Annotated in this window: 21 protein-coding genes and 1 tRNA gene; 16 read left to right on the top strand and 6 right to left on the bottom strand. The window is 55.7% G+C overall.

Annotation, left to right across the window (positions count from 1 at the left end):
• Positions 1-5 precede the first annotated feature (5 nt).
• The 5 genes from BQ8290_RS12145 to BQ8290_RS12125 all read left to right on the top strand — a co-directional run bounded on the left by BQ8290_RS12145 (position 6) and on the right by BQ8290_RS12125 (position 3,099).
• Complete coding sequence (locus BQ8290_RS12145) at positions 6-521, top strand: hypothetical protein (RefSeq protein ID WP_108790682.1); 516 nt, start codon at positions 6-8, stop codon at positions 519-521.
• Positions 522-526: 5 nt separating this feature from the next.
• Positions 527-922, top strand: a complete 396-nt coding sequence (locus BQ8290_RS12140; protein ID WP_337661371.1) for a hypothetical protein — start codon at positions 527-529, stop codon at positions 920-922.
• Positions 915-1,292: a hotdog domain-containing protein gene (locus tag BQ8290_RS12135; RefSeq protein WP_108790678.1), complete on the top strand. Its 378-nt coding sequence runs from the start codon at positions 915-917 to the stop codon at positions 1,290-1,292. The genes BQ8290_RS12140 and BQ8290_RS12135 overlap by 8 nt, the downstream gene beginning before the upstream one ends.
• Positions 1,293-1,480: 188 nt before the next feature.
• A complete protein-coding gene (lpdA, locus tag BQ8290_RS12130; protein WP_108790676.1) occupies positions 1,481-2,896 on the top strand; it encodes a dihydrolipoyl dehydrogenase in 1,416 nt (471 codons plus the stop codon).
• The gene (locus BQ8290_RS12125) at positions 2,896-3,099 is read left to right on the top strand and encodes a hypothetical protein (RefSeq protein ID WP_108790674.1); all 204 of its coding nucleotides are present in this window, start codon (positions 2,896-2,898) and stop codon (positions 3,097-3,099) included. The genes lpdA and BQ8290_RS12125 overlap by 1 nt, the downstream gene beginning before the upstream one ends.
• A 98-nt stretch (positions 3,100-3,197) precedes the next feature.
• Here BQ8290_RS12125 and BQ8290_RS12120 read toward each other — a convergent pair.
• Positions 3,198-3,287, bottom strand: a tRNA-Ser gene (locus BQ8290_RS12120).
• A 69-nt stretch (positions 3,288-3,356) separates the two neighbouring features.
• On the opposite strand from BQ8290_RS12120, the gene BQ8290_RS12115 reads away from it, so the two are divergent.
• The 11 genes from BQ8290_RS12115 (at position 3,357) to mazG (ending at position 13,147) form a co-directional block, all read left to right on the top strand.
• Positions 3,357-4,271, top strand: a complete 915-nt coding sequence (locus tag BQ8290_RS12115) for an aminotransferase class IV (RefSeq protein ID WP_108790672.1) — start codon at positions 3,357-3,359, stop codon at positions 4,269-4,271.
• Positions 4,268-4,996, top strand: coding sequence for a sulfotransferase family protein (locus tag BQ8290_RS12110; RefSeq protein WP_108790670.1), 729 nt, complete (start codon positions 4,268-4,270; stop codon positions 4,994-4,996). Before BQ8290_RS12115 ends, BQ8290_RS12110 begins: the two co-directional genes overlap by 4 nt.
• A gap of 65 nt (positions 4,997-5,061) precedes the next feature.
• Entirely contained in the window at positions 5,062-6,114 is a 1,053-nt protein-coding gene (locus BQ8290_RS12105; RefSeq protein WP_108790668.1) for a lytic murein transglycosylase, read from the top strand.
• Positions 6,115-6,164: 50 nt separating this feature from the next.
• Positions 6,165-7,358 carry a D-alanyl-D-alanine carboxypeptidase family protein gene (locus BQ8290_RS12100; RefSeq protein WP_337661370.1) on the top strand — a complete coding sequence of 398 codons (1,194 nt, stop codon included), beginning with the start codon at positions 6,165-6,167 and terminating at the stop codon, positions 7,356-7,358.
• On the top strand, positions 7,355-8,002 hold the full coding sequence (gene tmk, locus BQ8290_RS12095) for a dTMP kinase (RefSeq protein WP_108790665.1): 648 nt from the start codon (positions 7,355-7,357) through the stop codon (positions 8,000-8,002). The genes BQ8290_RS12100 and tmk overlap by 4 nt, the downstream gene beginning before the upstream one ends.
• Complete coding sequence (locus BQ8290_RS12090) at positions 7,999-8,982, top strand: DNA polymerase III subunit delta' (RefSeq protein ID WP_108790663.1); 984 nt, start codon at positions 7,999-8,001, stop codon at positions 8,980-8,982. The genes tmk and BQ8290_RS12090 overlap by 4 nt, the downstream gene beginning before the upstream one ends.
• The gene (gene metG, locus BQ8290_RS12085; protein ID WP_108790661.1) at positions 8,975-10,546 is read left to right on the top strand and encodes a methionine--tRNA ligase; all 1,572 of its coding nucleotides are present in this window, start codon (positions 8,975-8,977) and stop codon (positions 10,544-10,546) included. The genes BQ8290_RS12090 and metG overlap by 8 nt, the downstream gene beginning before the upstream one ends.
• The gene (locus BQ8290_RS12080) at positions 10,546-11,322 is read left to right on the top strand and encodes a TatD family hydrolase (protein WP_108790659.1); all 777 of its coding nucleotides are present in this window, start codon (positions 10,546-10,548) and stop codon (positions 11,320-11,322) included. The genes metG and BQ8290_RS12080 overlap by 1 nt, the downstream gene beginning before the upstream one ends.
• Positions 11,319-12,101, top strand: coding sequence for an MBL fold metallo-hydrolase (locus tag BQ8290_RS12075; RefSeq protein WP_108790657.1), 783 nt, complete (start codon positions 11,319-11,321; stop codon positions 12,099-12,101). The genes BQ8290_RS12080 and BQ8290_RS12075 overlap by 4 nt, the downstream gene beginning before the upstream one ends.
• Positions 12,098-12,280, top strand: a complete 183-nt coding sequence (locus tag BQ8290_RS12070; protein WP_108790655.1) for a hypothetical protein — start codon at positions 12,098-12,100, stop codon at positions 12,278-12,280. The genes BQ8290_RS12075 and BQ8290_RS12070 overlap by 4 nt, the downstream gene beginning before the upstream one ends.
• Positions 12,281-12,373: 93 nt before the next feature.
• Positions 12,374-13,147 carry a nucleoside triphosphate pyrophosphohydrolase gene (gene mazG / locus BQ8290_RS12065; RefSeq protein WP_108790653.1) on the top strand — a complete coding sequence of 258 codons (774 nt, stop codon included), beginning with the start codon at positions 12,374-12,376 and terminating at the stop codon, positions 13,145-13,147.
• 15 nt (positions 13,148-13,162) lie between these two features.
• Here mazG and hflX read toward each other — a convergent pair whose 3' ends face one another.
• The 5 genes from hflX to BQ8290_RS12040 all read right to left on the bottom strand — a co-directional run bounded on the left by hflX (position 13,163) and on the right by BQ8290_RS12040 (position 20,478).
• Positions 13,163-14,461 (bottom strand): GTPase HflX, encoded by a 1,299-nt coding sequence (gene hflX / locus BQ8290_RS12060; protein WP_108790651.1) that lies wholly within the window; start codon positions 14,459-14,461, stop codon positions 13,163-13,165.
• A 17-nt stretch (positions 14,462-14,478) separates the two neighbouring features.
• Positions 14,479-15,081 (bottom strand): RNA chaperone Hfq, encoded by a 603-nt coding sequence (gene hfq / locus BQ8290_RS12055; RefSeq protein WP_108790649.1) that lies wholly within the window; start codon positions 15,079-15,081, stop codon positions 14,479-14,481.
• A 110-nt stretch (positions 15,082-15,191) separates the two neighbouring features.
• On the bottom strand, positions 15,192-16,580 hold the full coding sequence (gene ntrX, locus BQ8290_RS12050; RefSeq protein WP_108790647.1) for a nitrogen assimilation response regulator NtrX: 1,389 nt from the start codon (positions 16,578-16,580) through the stop codon (positions 15,192-15,194).
• Positions 16,581-16,652: 72 nt separating this feature from the next.
• Positions 16,653-18,962: an ATP-binding protein gene (locus tag BQ8290_RS12045; RefSeq protein ID WP_108790645.1), complete on the bottom strand. Its 2,310-nt coding sequence runs from the start codon at positions 18,960-18,962 to the stop codon at positions 16,653-16,655.
• A gap of 70 nt (positions 18,963-19,032) precedes the next feature.
• Positions 19,033-20,478, bottom strand: coding sequence for a sigma 54-interacting transcriptional regulator (locus BQ8290_RS12040; protein WP_108790643.1), 1,446 nt, complete (start codon positions 20,476-20,478; stop codon positions 19,033-19,035).
• Between the last annotated feature and the right edge of the window lie 7 nt (positions 20,479-20,485).

Raw genomic sequence — 20,485 nt, 5'->3', positions numbered from 1 at the left:
CCCGTATGAACGTCCGGTTTGCTCCAGCAATCGTCGCCCTTGCGGTGTCTATGGTGACATTGTCATCATGCCAAGAATACCAAAGGGACCGCGTGGAAGACGCTGTCGAAGAGGCGGTTGATGCGAGCGCATCTGACGAAGATATTGTTAGCGCGACACCTACGTCCAAACCCAAATTTGGGGTGGAGGCGCGTCCAGTTCGGATAGGACATGACGGACCTGATTTCGATGCGTGCGGATCCTATGGCACGATCACCGGCCTAAATCCCGACGGCGACAATTTCCTTTCCGTGCGTTCCGCGCCCAGCATCGATGCCGAGGAACTCGATCGGCTGACCACCGGCACAGGCGTTTCCATGTGCGACAGCGCCAACGGATGGATCGGCATTGTCTACGAAGGGTCAGGAACAGCGGGAACGGATTGCGGCGTTGGATCCCCGGTTAGCAACGAGCGCGATTATGATGGCGCCTGTCGATCGGGATGGATCAGCGAGCGTTTCGTTGAATTGGTCGCGGGATAGGCGATTTGACTGATGTTTTAGCAGTGATCGGCAAAGCCAATATCGTCGCCCTATTGGCGGCCGTGGCGGCGTGGCTGCCCATGGGCATTCTGTTTTATTGGTCAAATGGCGGCGTGAATTTCAACCTGTTTCTGATTGCTTTACTTGGGTCTTTTGCTGTCGGTCTGCCGGTCGCGCTTTTGTGCTTTTTCATGGCAGGCAACTACTTGCGTCGCTCACCCAAGACGGTCTTTCTAATGGCGAATTTCGCGGGGATCATGTTGATGCTGACAAGTTACGCCTTTGCTGATTCATTTGGCTTGGTGTTTTTCGGCGGGCCCAGCCTTATCGCGGCCAACGTTTTTGCCGCGCTCGGCTATCTATGGATAATCAAACCTCAGCGGGAAACACCGAATGTCTAAGAGCGAACTCACCATCCGCGCCACCGCGATGCCCACCGACCTTAACCCCTATGGCGGGGTGTTTGGTGGTTGGTTGATGGCGCAAATGGCATTGGGCGCAGGGTCATTGGCTAGCCGGGTGGGCGGTGGCAAAGCGGTCGTGGTGCATGCCACCGATTTCACCTTTCCCGGCGCGATGGCGGTCGGTGATGAGCTCTCGGTCTATGCTCAAGTCACCGCGACCGGGACCACATCTCTGACAATTTTGGCCGAGGGCGTGGGCCGCGAACGAAACGGCGAGCAAACCACAAATGTCTCTCGCGGAACGTTCAAATTTGTGTTGTTGAACGACAATGATCGGCCTCGCCCGGTGGAGCAGGAAAGTGATTGAGCACCGTATCAAACGCCAACCTATCACCACACGTTCAGGGCAAATATCCGGCACGGCGTGGACGCGTCACATTCAAACATTATACACCCGCATAAACGGCATCCTGCCCATTGGCGGTCGTTGCAATTTCCCTCCCCAGGATCGCCCAACATGCGGTCCACGTCACAGCATTGTTACAGGAAACACCCATGGCTAATCCATCATATGACGTCATCGTGCTCGGCTCTGGTCCCGGCGGCTATGTCGCGGCGATCCGCTGCGCACAACTTGGTTTGAAAACCGCGATTGTAGAGCGAGAGAATCTTGGCGGCATCTGCCTCAATTGGGGCTGTATCCCAACAAAGGCACTGCTGCGTTCGGCCGAAATCAAACATTACATGGATCAGGCCGCCAGTTACGGATTGAAAGTCGCCGGAACGATCGAGGCCGATTTGGACGCGATCGTAAAACGCAGCCGCGGTGTGGCGAAACAGCTTAATCAGGGCATCGGGCACCTGATGAAGAAGAACAAAATCACGGTCCATATGGGCGAGGGCACATTGACCGGCCCAACATCTATGACGGTGGCAGGCGCGAAGGGTTCAGAGAATCTAATCGCCAAGCATGTTATTGTGGCCACCGGTGCGCGGGCCCGCGATTTGCCGTTTGCTCCTGCCGATGGCAAACGCATTTGGACATATCGTCATGCTATGGTGCCGCCCGAAATGCCGACCAAATTGTTGGTGATCGGCTCGGGAGCGATCGGGATCGAATTCGCCAGCTTCTACAACGATATGGGCGTTGATGTGACCGTTGTCGAAATGCTCGATCGGGTGGTCCCTGTCGAAGATGTAGACGTGTCCACCTTCCTTCAAAAAAGCCTGACGAAACAAGGCATGACAATCATGACCGGTGCCGGGGTCGAAGGGCTAAAACCACACGCCAACGGTGTTACGGCAACGATCAAAGACAACAAAGGATCGGTTGCCACGACCGAGTTTAGCCACGTTATCAGCGCGATCGGCATTGTCCCCAACACCGAGAATGTCGGCCTTGAACCGTTGGCGGATATGGATCGCGGTTTCATTCAGATCGATCCGTTCTGCCGGACCAAAAGCAAAGGATTGTGGGCCATCGGCGATTGCACCCCCGGCCCATGGTTGGCGCATAAGGCAAGCCACGAAGGCGTCACCTGTGCAGAGGCGATTGCGAAAGAAATGGGCAATGCAGACGCTCATCCGCATCCGCTCAACCGCGATGCCATTCCCGGTTGCACCTATTGTCACCCCCAAATCGCCAGCGTCGGCAAAACCGAAGCGGCCGCGAAAGAGGCCGGATACGATGTAAAAGTCGGCAACTTCCCCTTTATCGGCAACGGCAAAGCGATCGCTTTGGGTGAGGCAGAAGGGTTCATCAAAACGGTGTTTGACGCAAAAACTGGGGAGCTTTTGGGGGCGCACATGATCGGTGCCGAAGTGACCGAGCTGATCCAAGGCTACACCGTCGGCAAAGTGTTGGAGACGACCGAAGCAGAGTTGATGCAGACCGTATTCCCGCACCCGACATTGTCAGAAATGATGCATGAAAGCGTGTTGGATGCTTATGGCCGTGCGATCCACTTTTGATGGCGGATAAACCCAATGACCCGGCAAACCCCTTCCTAACCAAAGAGGAATTGATTGCCCATCTAAAGGGATCGATGTTCCCCAAGGGGAAAGCCTTTGCGCCCTCTTTGGTCATGTGGGGCGATCCGCACGGCGAAGAGGTCGACCTCGATCATCTGGACCATATGGAACCACCCGAAGAGGGTAATGCCTCTGATGGGTAGGGCCCGGACACACCTTCGCGTTGTCCCGCCATTCAAAGGGACCGCGATGCACCCAAAGAAGCGTAATCATGCTGGGTCGATTCGGGGAATTGGGATCGTGGCGGACAGGGTGGGATTCGAACCCACGGTGGGCTTGCACCCACGCTGGTTTTCAAGACCAGTGCATTCAACCGCTCTGCCACCTGTCCGCTTGGCAAAAGCCGTTAGCGTTGCAAAACGCACTTGTCACTAAAAGATAAGGATTGAATGAAAACGAAATGGCAAAAGGCACTCACGATTACGCCGCTGATCCACGAAACGATGTGGTTTTAATCAATGTGAACGGCGATCTGGTGCCGCGCGCTCAAGCGAGCGTTTCGGTTTTCGACAGCGGTTTCATGTTGGGCGATGGCGTGTGGGAAGGATTGCGATTGCACCGCGGGAAAGTCGCCTTTCTCGATGCGCATCTTGACCGGCTCTATGAAGGAGCCAAAGCCATTGCGATGGATATCGGCCTAACGCGTGAACAACTTACTGCACGCCTCGACGATACGATTGACGGCAATTCCATGCGCGATGAAACCGGCGTGCACATGCGGTTGATGGTTACGCGTGGCATTCGATCCACACCTTATCAGGACCCTCGCGTCGTCATCAGCGATGCGACCATCGTGATCATCCCGGAATACAAGGCTCCTTTGCCGTCAACGATCGAAACGGGCATTCGATTGTTCACCGTTCATGTTCGGCGCGGCGATCCGGCAGTTCAGGATCAAAAGCTCAACTCCCATTCTAAACTCAATTGCATCACCGCATGTATTCAGGCGACCCAAGCGGGTGCTGACGAGGCGTTGATGTTGGACCCGCACGGTTTCGTCGCGACGTGCAACTCAACCCATTTCTTCATTGTGCGCAAAGGGGAAGTGTGGACCTCAAGCGGCGATTATTGTCTAGGCGGAATCACGCGATCCAGCGTGATCAAAGTCTGCAAAGAGGCCGGCATTCCTGTTTTTGAAAAGAACTTCTCGCTCACCGATGTTTATGGAGCGGACGAAGCCTTCGTCACCGGAACGTTCGCCGGCGTGGTCCCCGTCACCAACATTGACGGTCGCGATCTAACCGAAGGGCGCGGGCCAATGGTAGCGCGCCTGCAAGGGCTGTATCGCGATTTGATGGATCGGAACTGCGCATGACCATTCGCATCGCCATGTGGTCCGGCCCGCGCAATCTATCGACTGCGATGATGCGCAGTTTTTCCAGTCGGCGTGACACATTCGTGAGCGATGAGCCATTTTATGGCGCTTATCTCAAAACCACCCATGACCCGCAGCCTATGGCCGATGCCATCATCGCCGATATGGATTGCGATTGGAACAGCGTTAAGGTCGCGCAAAATGGGCCGACACCGGGTGGGCGTCCCATTTGGTATCAAAAACACATGCCGCATCATATGGAAGGCCCGGTCGCGATTCTGGATTTTCCCAACACTCGCCACGCTTTCCTGATCCGCGATCCAATCCGCGTCGCGGCAAGCTATGCCAACAAACGCACCGCCATTCGTCCGGATCACCTAGGCATCACACGGCAACGACATTATTTCGAGATGGAGGCTGACCGACTGGGCCAAGTTCCGCCGGTCGTCGACAGCGCAATTATCCTCAGCGACCCGAAAAAGATTTTGACGAAACTGTGCAGCGCGCTTGGCATTGATTGGGATCCCGCCATGCTCTCATGGGAAAAAGGGCAACACGCCCAAGATGGCATTTGGGGATCGCACTGGTATGACGCCGTGAGCGGATCGACGGGATTTGGTAAAGCGCCGGGCGCGTTGCCGAAATTAGACGAAGCCTTTCAGAAAACGGTTGATGCGTGCCGCGACGACTATGAGTTTATGCGCAAACATGCGATTGAGGCGTAAATGTCGTGACCGCCTTTCCCGGGTTGGTCACCTTCAATTCAGATCACCTGTGAGAGCATTGAACCATGCCCCTTAATCGCTTTTGTTCCGTCGCACTTCTCGCACTCGCAACGCTCGGATTGGGCGTCACATTCGCTCCTGTGCCAACACAGGCTCAGGTTGCCGCGCGCGATGGCATCGATTTTGACGCCTATATGGAATTGCTCAAGGCCCGCGCCCGTGCAGAAGGTGTGAGCGAAGCCACGTTGAACCGGATGACTGCCGGCCTCACACCCAACGCCCGCGTCATTCGACTGGATCAGGGACAACCCGGGCGGCCAACCCGGCGCGGCTATCCCGCGATGGCGCCGTACATCCGGACTCATGTCAACTCCGCACGTATCTCTGGTGGGCGCAGCGTCTATCGCGCCAACAGCGCGGAATTGCGCCGTGCAGAACGCGATTACGGCGTCCCGGCCGAAATCATCGTTGCGATCTTTGGCCACGAAACCAGCTATGGTCGCATCCGGGGCAATTTTGACCTCTCGCGCAGCCTCGCCACACTGGCGTGGGAAGGACGACGTCGGGATCTCTTTGCGGGGGAATGGGTCGCGTTGATGAAGGTCGCCGATCGCGGTTTTTCTCGGCAAGAATTGGTGGGGAGCTTTGCCGGGGCGTTTGGCAATCCACAATTCCTCCCCTCGGTCTACTTGCGCCTCGCCACCGATGGTGACGGCGATGGAAGGGCAAACATCTTTAGCAATCGGGCCGATACATTCGCGTCCATCGCCAATTATTTCCGCGACGCGGGATGGCGCACCGGTCAACCATGGGGCGTAAGGGCCGCCGTGCCGCGCGGGTTTGACGTGGACGCGTACCGCACAGAGTTGGTCTCGCCCGTCTGTTCGCGCGTGCATGAACGCCACAGCCAATGGAAAACCGTTGCCGAATGGCGCGCATTGGGCGTCCAACCCCAACGGGCATTGCCCGATGATGCGCTGACATCCCTGTTCCAACCCGATGGTCCGGGCGAACCGGCCTATTTGTTGACGGGCAATTACCGCGTGATCCTAGAATACAATTGTTCGAATTATTACGCGATGAGCGTCGGCCTGCTCGCCGATGAAATCGTGAACTAACGACATCTGTCCTCTCGCATGTTGCGCGCGCTGAGCCTATGCAGATCAGTGTGAAGACGACTGCACCCAAAGATATTATGCGTTCGACGGCGCGCTTGATGGCGCGTTGGGCCTTTGTCGTCTGGTGCGCATTTGGTTCTGTGGCATTGGCCGCACAAAATGGACCAGAACCTCCGTTGGCTGATGAAGTCCCGATTGTCTTACTGGTCGACCTCACCAGTGGTCAGGTGCTTCACGCTCGTAACACCAATAGGCGGTTCGTCCCGGCATCCATCACCAAAGTGATGACGATGTTTCACGCCTTTGAGTTGATCGAAGAAGGCGCGATGGACCCGGCCCAAATGATGGTCATGTCCGATGATGCGTGGCGCGACTGGAATGGCGAAGGATCCACTATGTGGATCAATGCCGGTGATCGGGTTAGCGTCGATGACCTCTTAACCGGGATTGCGAATATTTCGGCAAATGACGGCGCCATCATGTTGGCCGAGGGGCAGTCTGGATCGGTCCAAAACTGGGTTAGCGGCATGAACGATCGCGCCCGCGATCTGATGATGACCAACAGCCATTTTGGAACACCCAATGGCTGGCCTGATGAAGGGGCGACATTCACCACGGCAAATGATCTTGTGACGTTGGCTGGGGCGTTGATCGGCCGACATCCCGAGAAATATCGGCGTTATATGGGGCTCCCCGGTTTTCGCTATAATGGGATCGAACAAAGCAACCGCGATCCAATGATAGGGCGGGTCGATGGCGCCGACGGTATCAAAACGGGTTACACGAACGAATCCGGGTTTGGATATTTGGGCACGGCACAACGCGGCGGTCAACGATTGGTCGTTGTCGTCGCAGGCGCCGATCGCAACATCATCCGCACACGGACCGCCCGCACATTGATAGAATGGGGCTTTGACGCGTTTGATCGAAAACCCCTTTACGGGAGTGGCGAGACGGTTGGGTCCATTCGTGTGCAGAATGGCACTCAACGGACCATCGCGTTGAAAACAGATCGTACGGTGTTCGTGAATGTGCCTGCCCAAAGCGCAACGGCACCGCGCGTTTCGATCGCCTATGATGGGCCTGTGCGCGCGCCCTTTGATGTTGGCGATCAAATTGCCACTTTGGTTATCGAGGTTGACGGAATGGAACCGGCCAACGTGCCTCTGTTGGCATCCGAAACCGTTGAAGAGGCCGGCATATTTTCGCGCATCATAAACGGAATTGCGGGATGGTTTTCATGAACGACCACACGGCAAAAGGGCGCTTCATCGCGTTTGAAGGGGGCGAGGGGACGGGCAAGTCCACGCAAAGCCAACTGCTCGCTGGCGCGCTTAGAACCTTGGGCAAACAGGTCGAAGTCACACGAGAACCCGGTGGGACGAAAGGCGCCGAGGCGATCCGAGAATTGCTGCTGCATCCGCCCGGTGAGGGTTGGAACGCGCAAAGCGAGGCATTGTTGTTTGCCGCCGCGCGCGCCGATCATGTTGCGCGCCGTATCCGCCCTGCCATCGACAACGGTGTGTGGGTGGTATGCGATCGGTTTGTGGATTCGAGCCGCGCCTATCAAGGTGTCGCGGGCGGATTGGGCGACGATGCCATCACCGGATTGCACGCCTTTGGCAGCCATGGCCTACGACCGGATTGCACCCTCTTGCTCGAGGTGGATGAAGATCGATTGGCCCAACGATTGGCCGCGCGCGATGGCGAAGACAGCGACGCCATCGGAGGGCGCAGCATCGATTATCATCGCGCCGTCGCCGCCGGCTTTCGCAGCTTGGCCGAGGCTGATCCCGATGGGTTTCACATTGTCGACGGCACCGGCACGCCCGATGACGTGCATGCTCGCGTTATGAAGCTAATTGGCCCCATGGTTGACCCAGCATGACCATCGAAGCCGATATCAATTGGCCCAATCATGTGGGCGCATGGCGCGAATGGCGCACCGCGATGAACAGCACCCGGATGCATCATGGTTGGATCCTTGCTGGGAAAAGCGGCCTGGGCAAACATGATTTTGCGTTGGATGCCGCGCGTGAATTGGTGGCGGAGGAGGGCATCCCTCAACCCAAAGGCGATCACCCTGACATCATCGTTCTGACCTACGGCGCAAAGAACGATAAAGAAGCGCGCGCCCAAGCCGATGGCAAGAAATTTGAACTCGCCCGCAGCATCCGAGTCGATCAAGTGCGCGCGATGCAAAAACGGCTTAACACGCGACCAACCCTCGGTTCACGGCGCGTGGTGATCGTTGACCCGGCGGACGATATGGAAGTCAGCGCCTCAAACGCTCTGCTCAAAAGTTTGGAAGAGCCACCGCAAGGGACATTTTTCCTTTTGGTCACGCATCGTCCGGCCCGCCTGCTTCCCACGATCCGGTCGCGCTGCCGGATCCTAAGATTTCCGATCCTGACGAGCGGGCAACTCGAAACCATGTTGGAAAGCTCTGGGATTGCCGAGACGGGCGCGGGCACTTTGGCCGCGATACGCGCTGCTGAGGGATCCTACGGTGCGGCTCTGCGATTTGCTGAACAAGAATTGGCTCCAATCGGCGATGTCGTCACCGGCCTTCTAACCGTTGGCGATCCGACGATGGCCGGGCGCGCAGAATTGTCACGGTTGATCGGGCCCCGCGCCGATAGGGCCCGTTTGCAAGCGGTAATGGAGCTATCCCAATCCATCGTCGCTGACCTTGCGCGGACGACGGGCAATGCCGCGCAGCGGGGCGCTTTGATCGAAACGCACGCCGCTTTGGTCACCCTTGCAGCACAGGCACCGAACTACAATTTCGACACCGGATTGCTCACCCTTGAAATCGGCACCTTGCTCATGCGCGCCGCCCCAGCTAGCGACCACGCCCATGGCTGATATTGATAATTCTCCTTTCTACATCACAACCGCGATCAATTACCCCAATGGCCGCCCGCATATCGGGCATGCTTATGAAGGTATTTCTGCCGATGTGATCGCCCGGTTTCAAAAACTGCGCGGGCGCACCGTTCGTTTTCAAACGGGAACCGACGAACACGGGCTAAAAATGGCCCGCAAGGCCGAAGAGCAAGGGCGCACGCCGCGCGATTTGGCCGATGAAATGTCGGGCTATTTCCGTGAAATGGACGAAGCTCTCAACATTGGCTTTGATCGATTCATCCGCACGGTTGAACCCGAACATCACCACGCCAGCCAAGCCATTTGGAAGCGGATGGAGGACGCAGGAGATCTGTATCTGGACCGGTACGAAGGATGGTATTCGATCCGCGATGAGGCGTATTACGACGAAAGCGAACTGAAAGAGGGGCCGGATGGCGCCAAACTTTCACCGCAAGACACGCCGGTCGAATGGACCGTTGAAGAAAGTTGGTTCTTCCGCCTGTCAAAATATCAAGAACCGTTGCTCGACCTGCTCAAAACACCCGGGTTCCTGGAACCAACCAGTCGGCGCAATGAAATGATCGCCTTTGTCGAAGGGGGCCTGCGCGACCTATCGGTTAGCCGAACCAGTTTCGATTGGGGTGTGAAAGTACCGGGCTCTGATAATCATGTGATGTATGTTTGGGTCGATGCCCTGACCAATTATCTCACCGGTCTTGGTTTCCCTGATGAAACAGAGGACATGGCCAATTTTTGGCCAGCGTCTTTGCATTTGATCGGCAAGGACATCGTGCGTTTCCACACGGTCTATTGGCCTGCGTTTTTGATGAGCGCGAAATTGCCCGTCCCAAAGGCGGTTTTTGGCCATGGCTTCCTGCTCAATCGCGGGCAGAAAGAATCCAAATCAGAAGGCAACGTCACCGATCCTTTGGCATTGGCCGAACACTTCGGGGTCGACAATTTGCGTTATTTCTTGATGCGCGAAGTCGCCTTTGGTCAGGACGGTTCCTATTCCGCCGAAGCGATTGTCACCCGGACCAACGCCGAATTGGCAAACAGTTTCGGCAATCTGGCACAGCGCACTTTGTCGATGATCGCCAAAAACATGGATGGCACGCTTGAGGCGTTCGACGGGATTGACGTTGATCTCGCACTGCGAAAAACGGTCAACGATGCTTGTAAAGTCGAATTGCCGAAAGAGTTTGAAAACCTTGCCTTCTCTGTCGGTATCGAAGCTTGGATCCGTGCTGTTTACGCCTGCAATCAATATGTCGATGAACAGGCGCCATGGACTCTTAAAAAGACCGATCCCGAACGGATGAAGGTGGTCCTACAAACGATCTTTATCGTGTTGCGCGACCTAGCCATCGCCATTCAACCGGTCGTGCCCGAGAAAGCGGCCTCGTTGCTGGATGCGCTTGGCATTCCGTCTGACGAACGCACATTTGCGGCTTTGGACGATAGTGATTGGTTCGCGCGTCATGTTGAAAGCGGCTTTACCGTCGACAAACCCACACCCATCTTCCCACGCCTTGAAATGCCAGAGGAAGGTGCCGTCTAATGCTGATCGATAGCCATTGCCATTTGGAATATAAGGGTCTTGTCGAGGATCAACTTGGTGTGTTGTCGCGTGCGCGGGCCGCGGGGGTAGGGGCCTTTCTCAATATATCGACCAAACAATCGGAATGGGAACAGGTCGTGGCCACAGCCACTCGCGAGATCGACGTGTTCGCCAGCGTTGGCATTCACCCTCATGAGGCTGACGGTCATGACGATCTGGGGCAGGGCGTGTTGTACGCGGCAACGGAAAATCCTCGTGTAATTGCCATTGGTGAAACGGGCCTCGACTATTTCTACGAGCATTCTGATCGCGAAACACAGGCCAAGTTGTTCCGCATGCACATCGCCGTCGCGCGTGAAACGGGATTGCCGGTGATCATCCACACCCGCGATGCAGAGGATGATACGTATCAAATTTTGAGTGAGGAAATGGAGAAGGGCGCGTTCCCTGCGTTGATCCATTGCTTCACCGCGTCGGCAGATTTTGGGCGCAAAGTCCTTGACCTTGGCCTAACCATTTCGATTTCGGGCATCGTGACGTTTAAAAACGCAAAAGACCTACAGGCCGCAGCAAAGGACGTTCCCTCGGATCGTTTGTTGGTGGAAACAGACAGCCCATTTCTTGCACCAGTGCCGCATCGCGGACGCCCATGTGAGCCGGCATTTGTCGCCGACACAGCGAGATTTATGGCCGAATTGCGCGGCGTAGAGCCAGATTTGCTGGCCGAACAAACAACTCGCAATTTCACCAAGCTGTTTCCGAAGGCGATGCTGTGAAATTCATCATGCTTGGATCAGGCACTTCGACCGGAGTACCCCGCGTCGGTGGTGAGGATGGGACCGGTGATTGGGGCGATTGCGATCCCAATGAACCGCGCAACCGCAGAAGCCGCGTTTCGATCATCGTTGAGAGCAACGAAGGCAAACGGTTGTTAATCGACACGTCATCGGATTGTCGTGCACAGTTATTAGCAAACAAAATCAAATCGTTGGACGGTGTTTTTTGGACACATGATCACGCCGATCACTGCCACGGAATCGATGATCTGCGGGTGATGCGATACGGGCGAGGAGGCCCTATTCCCTCTTACGCTCACACCGAAACAGTGCGCCGTTTGCGCCAGCGTTTTGGTTATGTTTTCGCCGGGCAAGAAGGGTATCCCACCATTTGTTCGATCGACACGTTGGACCGATTGCGCATGATCGCTGGTTTTGGCGTGGAATGGTGTCAAATGGCGCATGGCCCCGGTGAAACCACGGGATTTCGATTTGAAGCCGATGGCAAGTCAATCGCATATGCAACTGATTTTAGTGCGATTTCGGATGAAATGATCGAGACCTTTGAAGATGTCGATATTTTGGTGAGCGATTGTCTGCGCCGCGATCCGCATCCAACGCACGCGCATTTGGCCATGGCAATAGAATTGGGTGAGCGCGTTGGTGCCAAACGCGTCGTTTTGAGCCATCTGGACAAGAGCATGGATTATCAGACGCTCGTGAACGAAGTGCCGGATTTTGTTACGGTTGGTTATGACGGATTGGAGATGACCGCATGAGCGAAGGTTTAATTCTCTCGATTGTTTTGTTGCTAGGATCGTTGTTCCTGTTCTGCAGCTCTTATGCAGGGTTACGACCAAGCTGGCGTGTGACCGCAAAGCTTGCTGCGATCTGGGTCGGGATTTTCGGCGTTCTTTTCCTCGTTGCGGATCTGTTTGAACTGAGGCTGCCGAACTGACTTAGTGGAATAGCCATTGGACGCTGCCTCATTTATTTAACATAATATATATTATCATCCTTGCTTGCGTGAGACTGGATCGGAGATCACCGCATGTCCAAAACCGCCCCATCACCAATCAACCGCTTGCTTTCAATCATGAAAACACTGCGCGATCCAATCAATGGTTGTGAATGGGATCGCGCACAGAATTTCAAAACCATTGCGCCGTACACGATCGAAGAAGCATACGAAGTATCCGACGCAATCGATCGTATGGATATGGATGAGCTTAAATCGGAACTCGGCGACCTCTTGTTCCAAACGGTCTTTCACGCACAAATGGCGGAAGAAGCCGGTTATTTCAGCTTTGACGATGTCGCGACAACCATCAGCGAAAAGATGGAAACGCGTCATCCCCACATCTTCGGCAATGAAGACGGCGTGATGGATGGCGCGCGCTGGGAAGATTTGAAGGCCAAAGAACGCGAACAAACTGGTTCGACCAGCGCCATGGACGGCGTCGCGCAGGCTTTGCCTGCTTTGATGCGCTCAGAGAAACTTCAAAAACGCGCTGCTCGCGTCGGGTTTGAATGGCACGACATCAAAGGTCCGAAGGAAAAGCTCGAGGAAGAATTGATCGAGTTGGACGAAGCAACCGATGCAGAACGTCTGGTCGAAGCCGGCGATGTCCTATTCGTGGCGGTGAACATCGTTCGCCGGTATGGGATCGACGCTGAACAGGCTCTAAAAGCGTCCAACGCCAAGTTCGAAACGCGTTTCCGCCAAATGGAGGCGTTGGCTGAGGCCGATGGACATGTATTTGGCGCTCTCAATCTGGATGCGCAGGAAGAATATTGGCAGCGCGTCAAAGCACTTGAGAAGTAATCCCAATTTTAAGCTCTAAAGAGTTGAATATTGCCCCAATTCCTTGGGGTTGAGCCGCACCGTTAGCCGGCGCAGTGGGCCCTCATCGCCCTCACCCGCATCCTCATCTTGCAACACGTCTCCATGCGCGTGGAGCCACGCAATACGGCGGCCATCGGTCACCGGAAGCGTGACGCTGACTTCGCTTGCTTTTGCCGTGAGCATTTCCGCGATCTTCGCCGCGAAATCGTCCACGCCTTCCCCTGTCACCGCGGAAACTATAACCGCGTCGTGGCCGCTTGCCGCGTCGCGCAGTTCATCCACTAGCTCTTCACTGATCAAATCGGCCTTATTCCAGATCTCCAAGATCGGAATTTCGCTCGCCCCGCTCTCCCGATCGACCACGTCTAGATCGGCCAAAACGTCCAAAACCTGTTTCTTTTGAGCGGTATGCGCGGGGTTTGCCATGTCGCGAACATGGCAGATGATATCCGCGCCGGTCACTTCTTCCAACGTCGCACGGAACGCGGCGACAAGTTGCGTGGGCAGGTCAGAGATGAAGCCAACCGTGTCGGACAGAATCGCTTTCTCGACCCCCGCCAAACTGATTGCGCGCATGGTCGGATCCAATGTGGCAAAGAGCAAATCCTCCGCCATAACCTCTGCACCCGTCAACCGGTTGAACAAGGTCGATTTGCCCGCATTGGTGTATCCGACAAGGGCGATAACCGGCCAAGGCGCCCTTCCCCGTCGTTCACGATGCAGCGTGCGAGTTTTACGCACTTGCTCCAATTCGCGACGCAATCGGCCCATTCTTTGCCGGATCATGCGGCGATCGGCCTCGATCTGGGTCTCACCCGGACCGCCCAAGAATCCAAAACCGCCCCGTTGGCGTTCAAGGTGCGTCCAGCTGCGCACCAGGCGGCTTTGTTGGTAATCGAGATGCGCCAATTCGACCTGAAGCCGCCCTTCGGCGGTTGCCGCGCGTTCACCGAAGATTTCCAAGATCAATCCGGTGCGGTCGATGACCTTCCGTTTCAATCGATCTTCCAAATTGCGTTGTTGGATCGGGCTCAGCGCCCCATCGACCACAACCAATTCGCATTCATATTGCTCACACCAAGTGGCAATATTTTCGACCTGACCAGATCCGAACAAAGTGTTTGGCTGCATTTGGCGCACGGGAAGGATTGTCGAATGTTCGATCACCACGCCAATCGCAAGAGCCAAACCTTCGGCCTCAGCCAACCTTTCGGCCGCATCAAGATCATAGGATAAGCTTCTGATATCTGGACATAACACAAGGGCCCGCGCACCGCGGGTCACCTCGTCCATCAGGTCATCATCGAAACTCAGTAGTCGGCCCCAAGATCATCATCGTCGCCTTCATCCAAATCTTCACCTTCGTCCGAGAGGTCGACCGGGTTGGCGGGTTGGATGGTGGAAACGGCGTGTTTATACGCCAATTGGACTGCGCCATCGCGTTCCAACAGCATACAGAATAGATCGTAGGCCGCGATGCGCCCCTGAAGCATAACGCCGTTAACCAGGAACATAGTGACCTGAACACCGGCATCGCTCACTTTGCTAAGGAATACATCCTGCAACTGGCGTTGTTTCCGATTGTTGCTCGAATTGCCGAATTGCTCTGCATCCACGGGCCCGCCGGGCATGATCGTAGAGATCGCGTGCTTGTAGACCAATTGCGATTGGCCATCGCGACGCAACAAGATCGAAAAATTGTCAAACCATGTGACAATACCCTGAAGTTTAACGCCTTTTACAAGGAACATCGTCACCGGGGTTTTGTTTTTGCGCAACAGATTTAGAAAGGCGTCTTGCAGATTGCCTTGCCGTGAAACGTTGCCGCCTGAATTTTTATTGGACTCAGCACCGGTCGCACTTTGCGGTGCGGTGGTGCGAGGGCGCGGAGAGAGAGTTCGCCCACTGGACATATTAATGCTCCTTTTTATTGGCGGCCGTCCTTACGGTCCGCAAGGCGTAACATGGCGGCACAGCGCCGCGCCTGCAAGGTAGAGTTTTGAAAAGAACGCAATCTTTGCCTTTAAGGCTTGCGATCTGCTTCCTTACGATCGGCCATGCCCAACAATTTCAATTTGCGGTGCAATGCCGATCTTTCCATCCCAATAAAGGTCGCGGTCTTGGAAATGTTGCCGGAGAAACGACGGATTTGGATTGTGAGGTACTCCCTCTCAAAACTCTCCCGTGCTTCCCGCAGCGGAACTCCCATCATCGCAGACAACCCTTGGCCCGACGCAGCTAGCCGACCACCGGTGATCTCCGCTGGAAGCATGTTCGTTTCAACCACAGTCAATTGATCGCGCGGTGTCATAATGATCGTGCGTTCAACGACGTTGCGCAATTGGCGAACATTGCCCGGCCAATCATACGCTTGAAGCGCGGCCATCGCCTCTTCTGAAATGTTGGGTGGCGGGATCCCTTGATCGTTGGAATAGCGGGTAAAGAAATGTTCAGCCAATGCCGGAATGTCATCGCGCCGATCCGAAAGCGATGGAATCGCGACGGGCACGACATTCAAGCGATAAAACAGGTCTTCGCGGAACCGTTTCTCTTCCATCTCAACCGAGAGATCGCGGGTGGTGGATGAAACAACACGCACATCCACGCCAATCTGACGCGTACCGCCAACCCGCACGAAGCTCTGTTCGGTCAAAACGCGCAGGATACGCGCCTGTGTCGAAAGCGGCATGTCCGCGACTTCATCAAGATACAATGTGCCGCCATCGGCCATTTCCAACAGACCCGGACGCACCTGTTTTCCGTCGGCCTCTTCGCCGAACAGTTCTTGTTCAAAACGTTCGGGTGTGATCCGGGCGGAATTGACCAAAACAAAGGCGTTTTCGGACCGGTTGCTCCACGCGTGAAGCATTCTAGCTGCGACCTCTTTACCCGCTCCCGCAGGACCGGAGATCAGAACGCGGCTGCCGGTGTTGGCCACTCGTTTTAACGTCGCGCGAACGGTATTGATTGCCGCCGAATTTCCGGTGAAGTCGGCACTGCCCCAAGTCGATCCGCGCAATTGGGTGTTTTCGCGGCGCAATCGTTCGGTTTCGGTCGCGCGTTCCACCAACAGCAATAGCCGCTCTGCCTCAAACGGCTTTTCAATAAAGTCCATCGCCCCGCGACTGACCGCAGACACGGCCGTGTCGATGTTACCGTGGCCGGAAAAGATGATCACAGGCACATCGGGTTCGCGAACCTTGATCGCATCGAGGGTTTCTAACCCGTCCATTTCGCTGCCGTGGAGCCAGACATCTAACAAAACGACACTGGGCCTGCGTTCGTCGATCGCGGCCAGCGCGCTGGTGCTGTCGGCGGCGGTACGGCATGCATAGCCTTCATCGCCTAGGACACCAGCGACCAATTCCCGAATGTCGCGTTCATCGTCTACAATCAAAATGTCGAGGGCCATGCGCCTATCCTTGAGGGGGTAGTGTGTTGATGTGTGCAACGGAGTTCGTGCGGCAAGGGCGAAAATGTGACATCACCCCACCCTTTTATTCGCGGGTTCGACACCCGGTGGTTCTGGATTGCGGGCAAATCTTAAGGTGACCAAAGTTCCCCCGCCCTCGCCGCTTGCAAAGTTCATGTCGCCGCCATGTTCATCGACGATCTTGTTAACGATCGCGAGGCCAAGGCCGGTGCCTTTTTCGCGGGTGGTGACGTAAGGTTCAACAATGCGTTCGCGATCTGTTGGCAGGCCGATGCCGTTATCGGAAACCACAATCGCAATTCGCGTGCCGTGGTCTTTCATCGTGACGGTGATGGCACCGGCATAGGTTTCGTCCTCATCCAAAGCGCGCGCTTCCACCGCTTCAACAGCGTTCTTCAGGACATTGGTCATCGCCTGTCCCAATTGATGCCGGTCGCATTGGATTTCACGCTCTGACAGGTCATCCGTGCTCACGCCAAAGCCGATGTTGGGATGCGCAACCTCTTGCAGGAACACGGCCTGACGGACGAGATCGACGGCGTCCTCTGAACGAAAGACAGGTTTGGGTAGGCGTGCAAAGCTCGAAAATTCATCGACCATCTTGCGCAGATCGCCAACTTGGCGAACGATTGTGCTGGTCAATTCGTCAAACAATTCGCCGTCCTCGGCCTCAACTTGTTTGCGATACCGCCGTTTCAAACGCTCGGTGGCCAGTTGGATTGGTGTGAGTGGATTTTTGATCTCATGCGCGATGCGCCGCGCAACGTCTGACCACGCCGCTTGGCGTTGATCGATCAATTGGCGCGTGATGTCTTCGAAGGTGATGACATGCCCACTGCTGCCCGGGGCGACTTTCACGGCCAAGGTTAGCAATTCGCCCCCCTGTGCATGGGTGACGATGGCGCGTTCCGTTCCGTCGCGCACCATTTGGCAAATTTCCGGCGACAAATCGGCAAGGGATTGTCCGGTTAATCCGTCGCCCAACTCATCGCGGGCACCCTCTCCGCCCAGCAAGGATTGCGCGGTGCTGTTCATCAACAAAACGCGGCTGTCATCGTCGACTGAGATGATACCCGCGGTGACCGAACCCAAGACCGCTTCCATAAACGCGCGGCGATCATCGATCTGGCGATTGGCGTTGACGAGGTCGTCGGTCTGTTTTTCCAATTGCGATGTCATGCGATTGAACGCGCGATTGAGCAGCCCAATTTCATCGGCCCCGGTGCGTCCTTCCAATCTCAGCGCAAAATTGCCTTGCCCCACTTTGCGCGCGGCGCCGACCAGATCGGTCAACGGTTCCACCTGACGATCGGCAAATCGCAGAGCGAACCAAACGGCTAGGCCCACCAACAAAAGGCTCATCGCGACCAGCGCAATGTTGAAACGGAATTGCAGCGTCCGCGCGTCTTGGATCAAGGTTTCATACGCATCCGTGATCGCCAGCGCACTTTCCCACCGGTTGAACATGGTCTCTTCGGTTGTGCGCGCGTTGTAGAGATACACGCCGGCCTCGCGATCAATTGGCGCTACAGCCGCGATCCGTTGCGGGCTGACTTCGATCACTACAAAGGCGCCTGCATCAAGCTCTGGCAATGACGCCATACTGAATTCCAATGGGCGATTGTCTTCCATCAGATTGAGGATGGCGGCTGTGCGCAGCGTACCGTCTTCCAACCGCTGCAAGATCGCGCTTTCGGAGATCTGGCGCCCTTGGGTTTGGACAGCGTAAAATTCTGGAAAATCGGGATCGGCGATGGGGGCGCGTTCTAGTATGACCCGCATATCGCTTGCCATGATGATCGTTTCTTCTTCGACCTCACGCTGATTTGCGTCGTAATAACTTTGGGCCAGTTCGTTTGCGTTTTCGATCAAGCCGCTGGATTCACCCGAGAACCAGAAATCTACCCCTGTCTGAAATAGGAATGCGGCAAAACCGGCAACCAACAGAGTCGGAACCGCCGCCACCATGGAAAAGAAAAACACGAGCCGAACGTGAAGCCGTGCAGTGCTACCCGCAGCACGGGCCATCGCCATCCGCCGCCCAATTAGGACCAAAATGGCCATCGCTGGGACCAACAAGGCAACCAAAAGCAGCGACACTTGTATAGTCGGCAGGACGTTGGGATCACTCGTCGCGTCAGAATACGCCATGTAATTGGCGACAACCGCAATCACCAACGCGATCAGGGACAGCGCCTCAAGCCATAGAAAGATGTTGGCTCGGCGCGATGCGACCACAAAACGGCGCCACCATCGCGGCGATTGTTGCGAGGATGTCGATTGTGCGGAGCGAGGCGTGCTAGACGCGGTTTCGCCCGCTCCGTCCGCCACATCATCCATTTCTGCAATCGAACCGTTCATCGTTGCCCAGTTACAACGCTAGTGTTGCATTCATGCAAGTCAAAAGTGACATTTGAGCCGCATATCTGCGTTAAACCGGTCTTGCGAAGCGATCAGGTTCAATTTTCAACTCAGTTATCCGTTTGCGCAACGTGTTCCGATTGATGCCTAGAACCTTTGCGGCCCGCAACTGATTGCCGTTGGTGTCGCCCAAGACATGTTCAATCAAAGGTTTCTCAAACGCCGCAAGCGCGCTGGCATAGACTGTGCCCGATGCGGGCTCTTCCTGTGCCAACCAAATGTTCAACGCGGCGCCAATTCCGGCATCGCCATCGTCGTCTTCATCTGCGGCAAATGGGGTTTCGACCCCCAAAATATCATCCAGACTGTCGGCATCAACCATGTCTTCGCGTGACATCAGCGCAAGGCGATAAATCACATTGCGCAATTCACGGACATTGCCCCGCCAATTGCGAGCTTCCAAGTTTTCAATTGCTGCGCGGGTCAATTGACGACGCGGCAATCCATCTTCTGCGGCTTGAACCAAGAAATGTTGGGCCAGCACGTCGATATCTTCGCGTCGATCGCGGAGAGGCGGCAAAGGAATTGGAACCACATTCAAGCGATAGAACAAATCTTCGCGAAATTTCCCCGCAGTGATCATCGGAGCGAGATCTCGATTGGTGGCCGCTATAATCCGGACATTGACCGCAATCTCTTGTCGCCCACCCACCCGGCGGATGCGCCCTGATTGCAGGGCTCTTAACAACCGTGTTTGGGCCTCTGCGGGCATATCGCCGATTTCATCGAGGAAAAGCGTGCCGCCATTGGCTTGTTCAAATTTACCAATGGCCTGTGAGACCGCGCCGGTAAACGCGCCCTTTTCATGGCCGAACAATTCGCTCTCAACCAAATCCTGCGGAATGGCAGCTGTGTTCACGGCCACGAACGGGCCCGTGCGACGGCTGCCCAATTGGTGGATTGCTTCTGCGACCAACTCTTTGCCAGTTCCGCTTTCACCCGTCACAAGAACGGTGAGGTCATTCCGAAGGACGCGGGTGATCATGCGATACACGCCCTGCATCGCCGGGCTGCGCCCGACCAATGGCATGTTGTCGCCGTCGCTTTGCGGTTGATCTTCTTCCGACAATTCAGAAATGCGGCTGCCGGCGGCCTGACATACAGCTCTAACCAACTCGTCCAAATCGAACGGTTTGGGGAAATATTCGAACGCGTCACTGTCGCTGGCCCGCACCGCCGTGTCGAGTGTGTTTTGTGCCGACAAAACAATCACAGGCATGGTCGGCGCCATTTCGCGCACTTCGGCCAGTGTTGCCAACCCGTCGCCATCTTCGAGCATAACGTCGGTTAGCATCGCATCAAACATCGAGCCGTTTGCACTGGCTTCATCCAGTTTGGCGTCGCGGTCGCTGATCGATGAACAATGGACGATCGCGAACCCTTCATCCTCCAACGCAGCGGTAATCACCGTGGCGATGGCGACGTCGTCTTCCACCAAGAGCAAAGTGCCTGACATAAATCCG

The organism is Erythrobacter sp. Alg231-14 (assembly GCF_900149685.1).
GTDB lineage: Bacteria > Pseudomonadota > Alphaproteobacteria > Sphingomonadales > Sphingomonadaceae > Erythrobacter.
The sequence above is the reverse complement of the archived record's forward strand: the minus strand, read 5'-3'. Positions and strand labels throughout refer to the sequence as shown.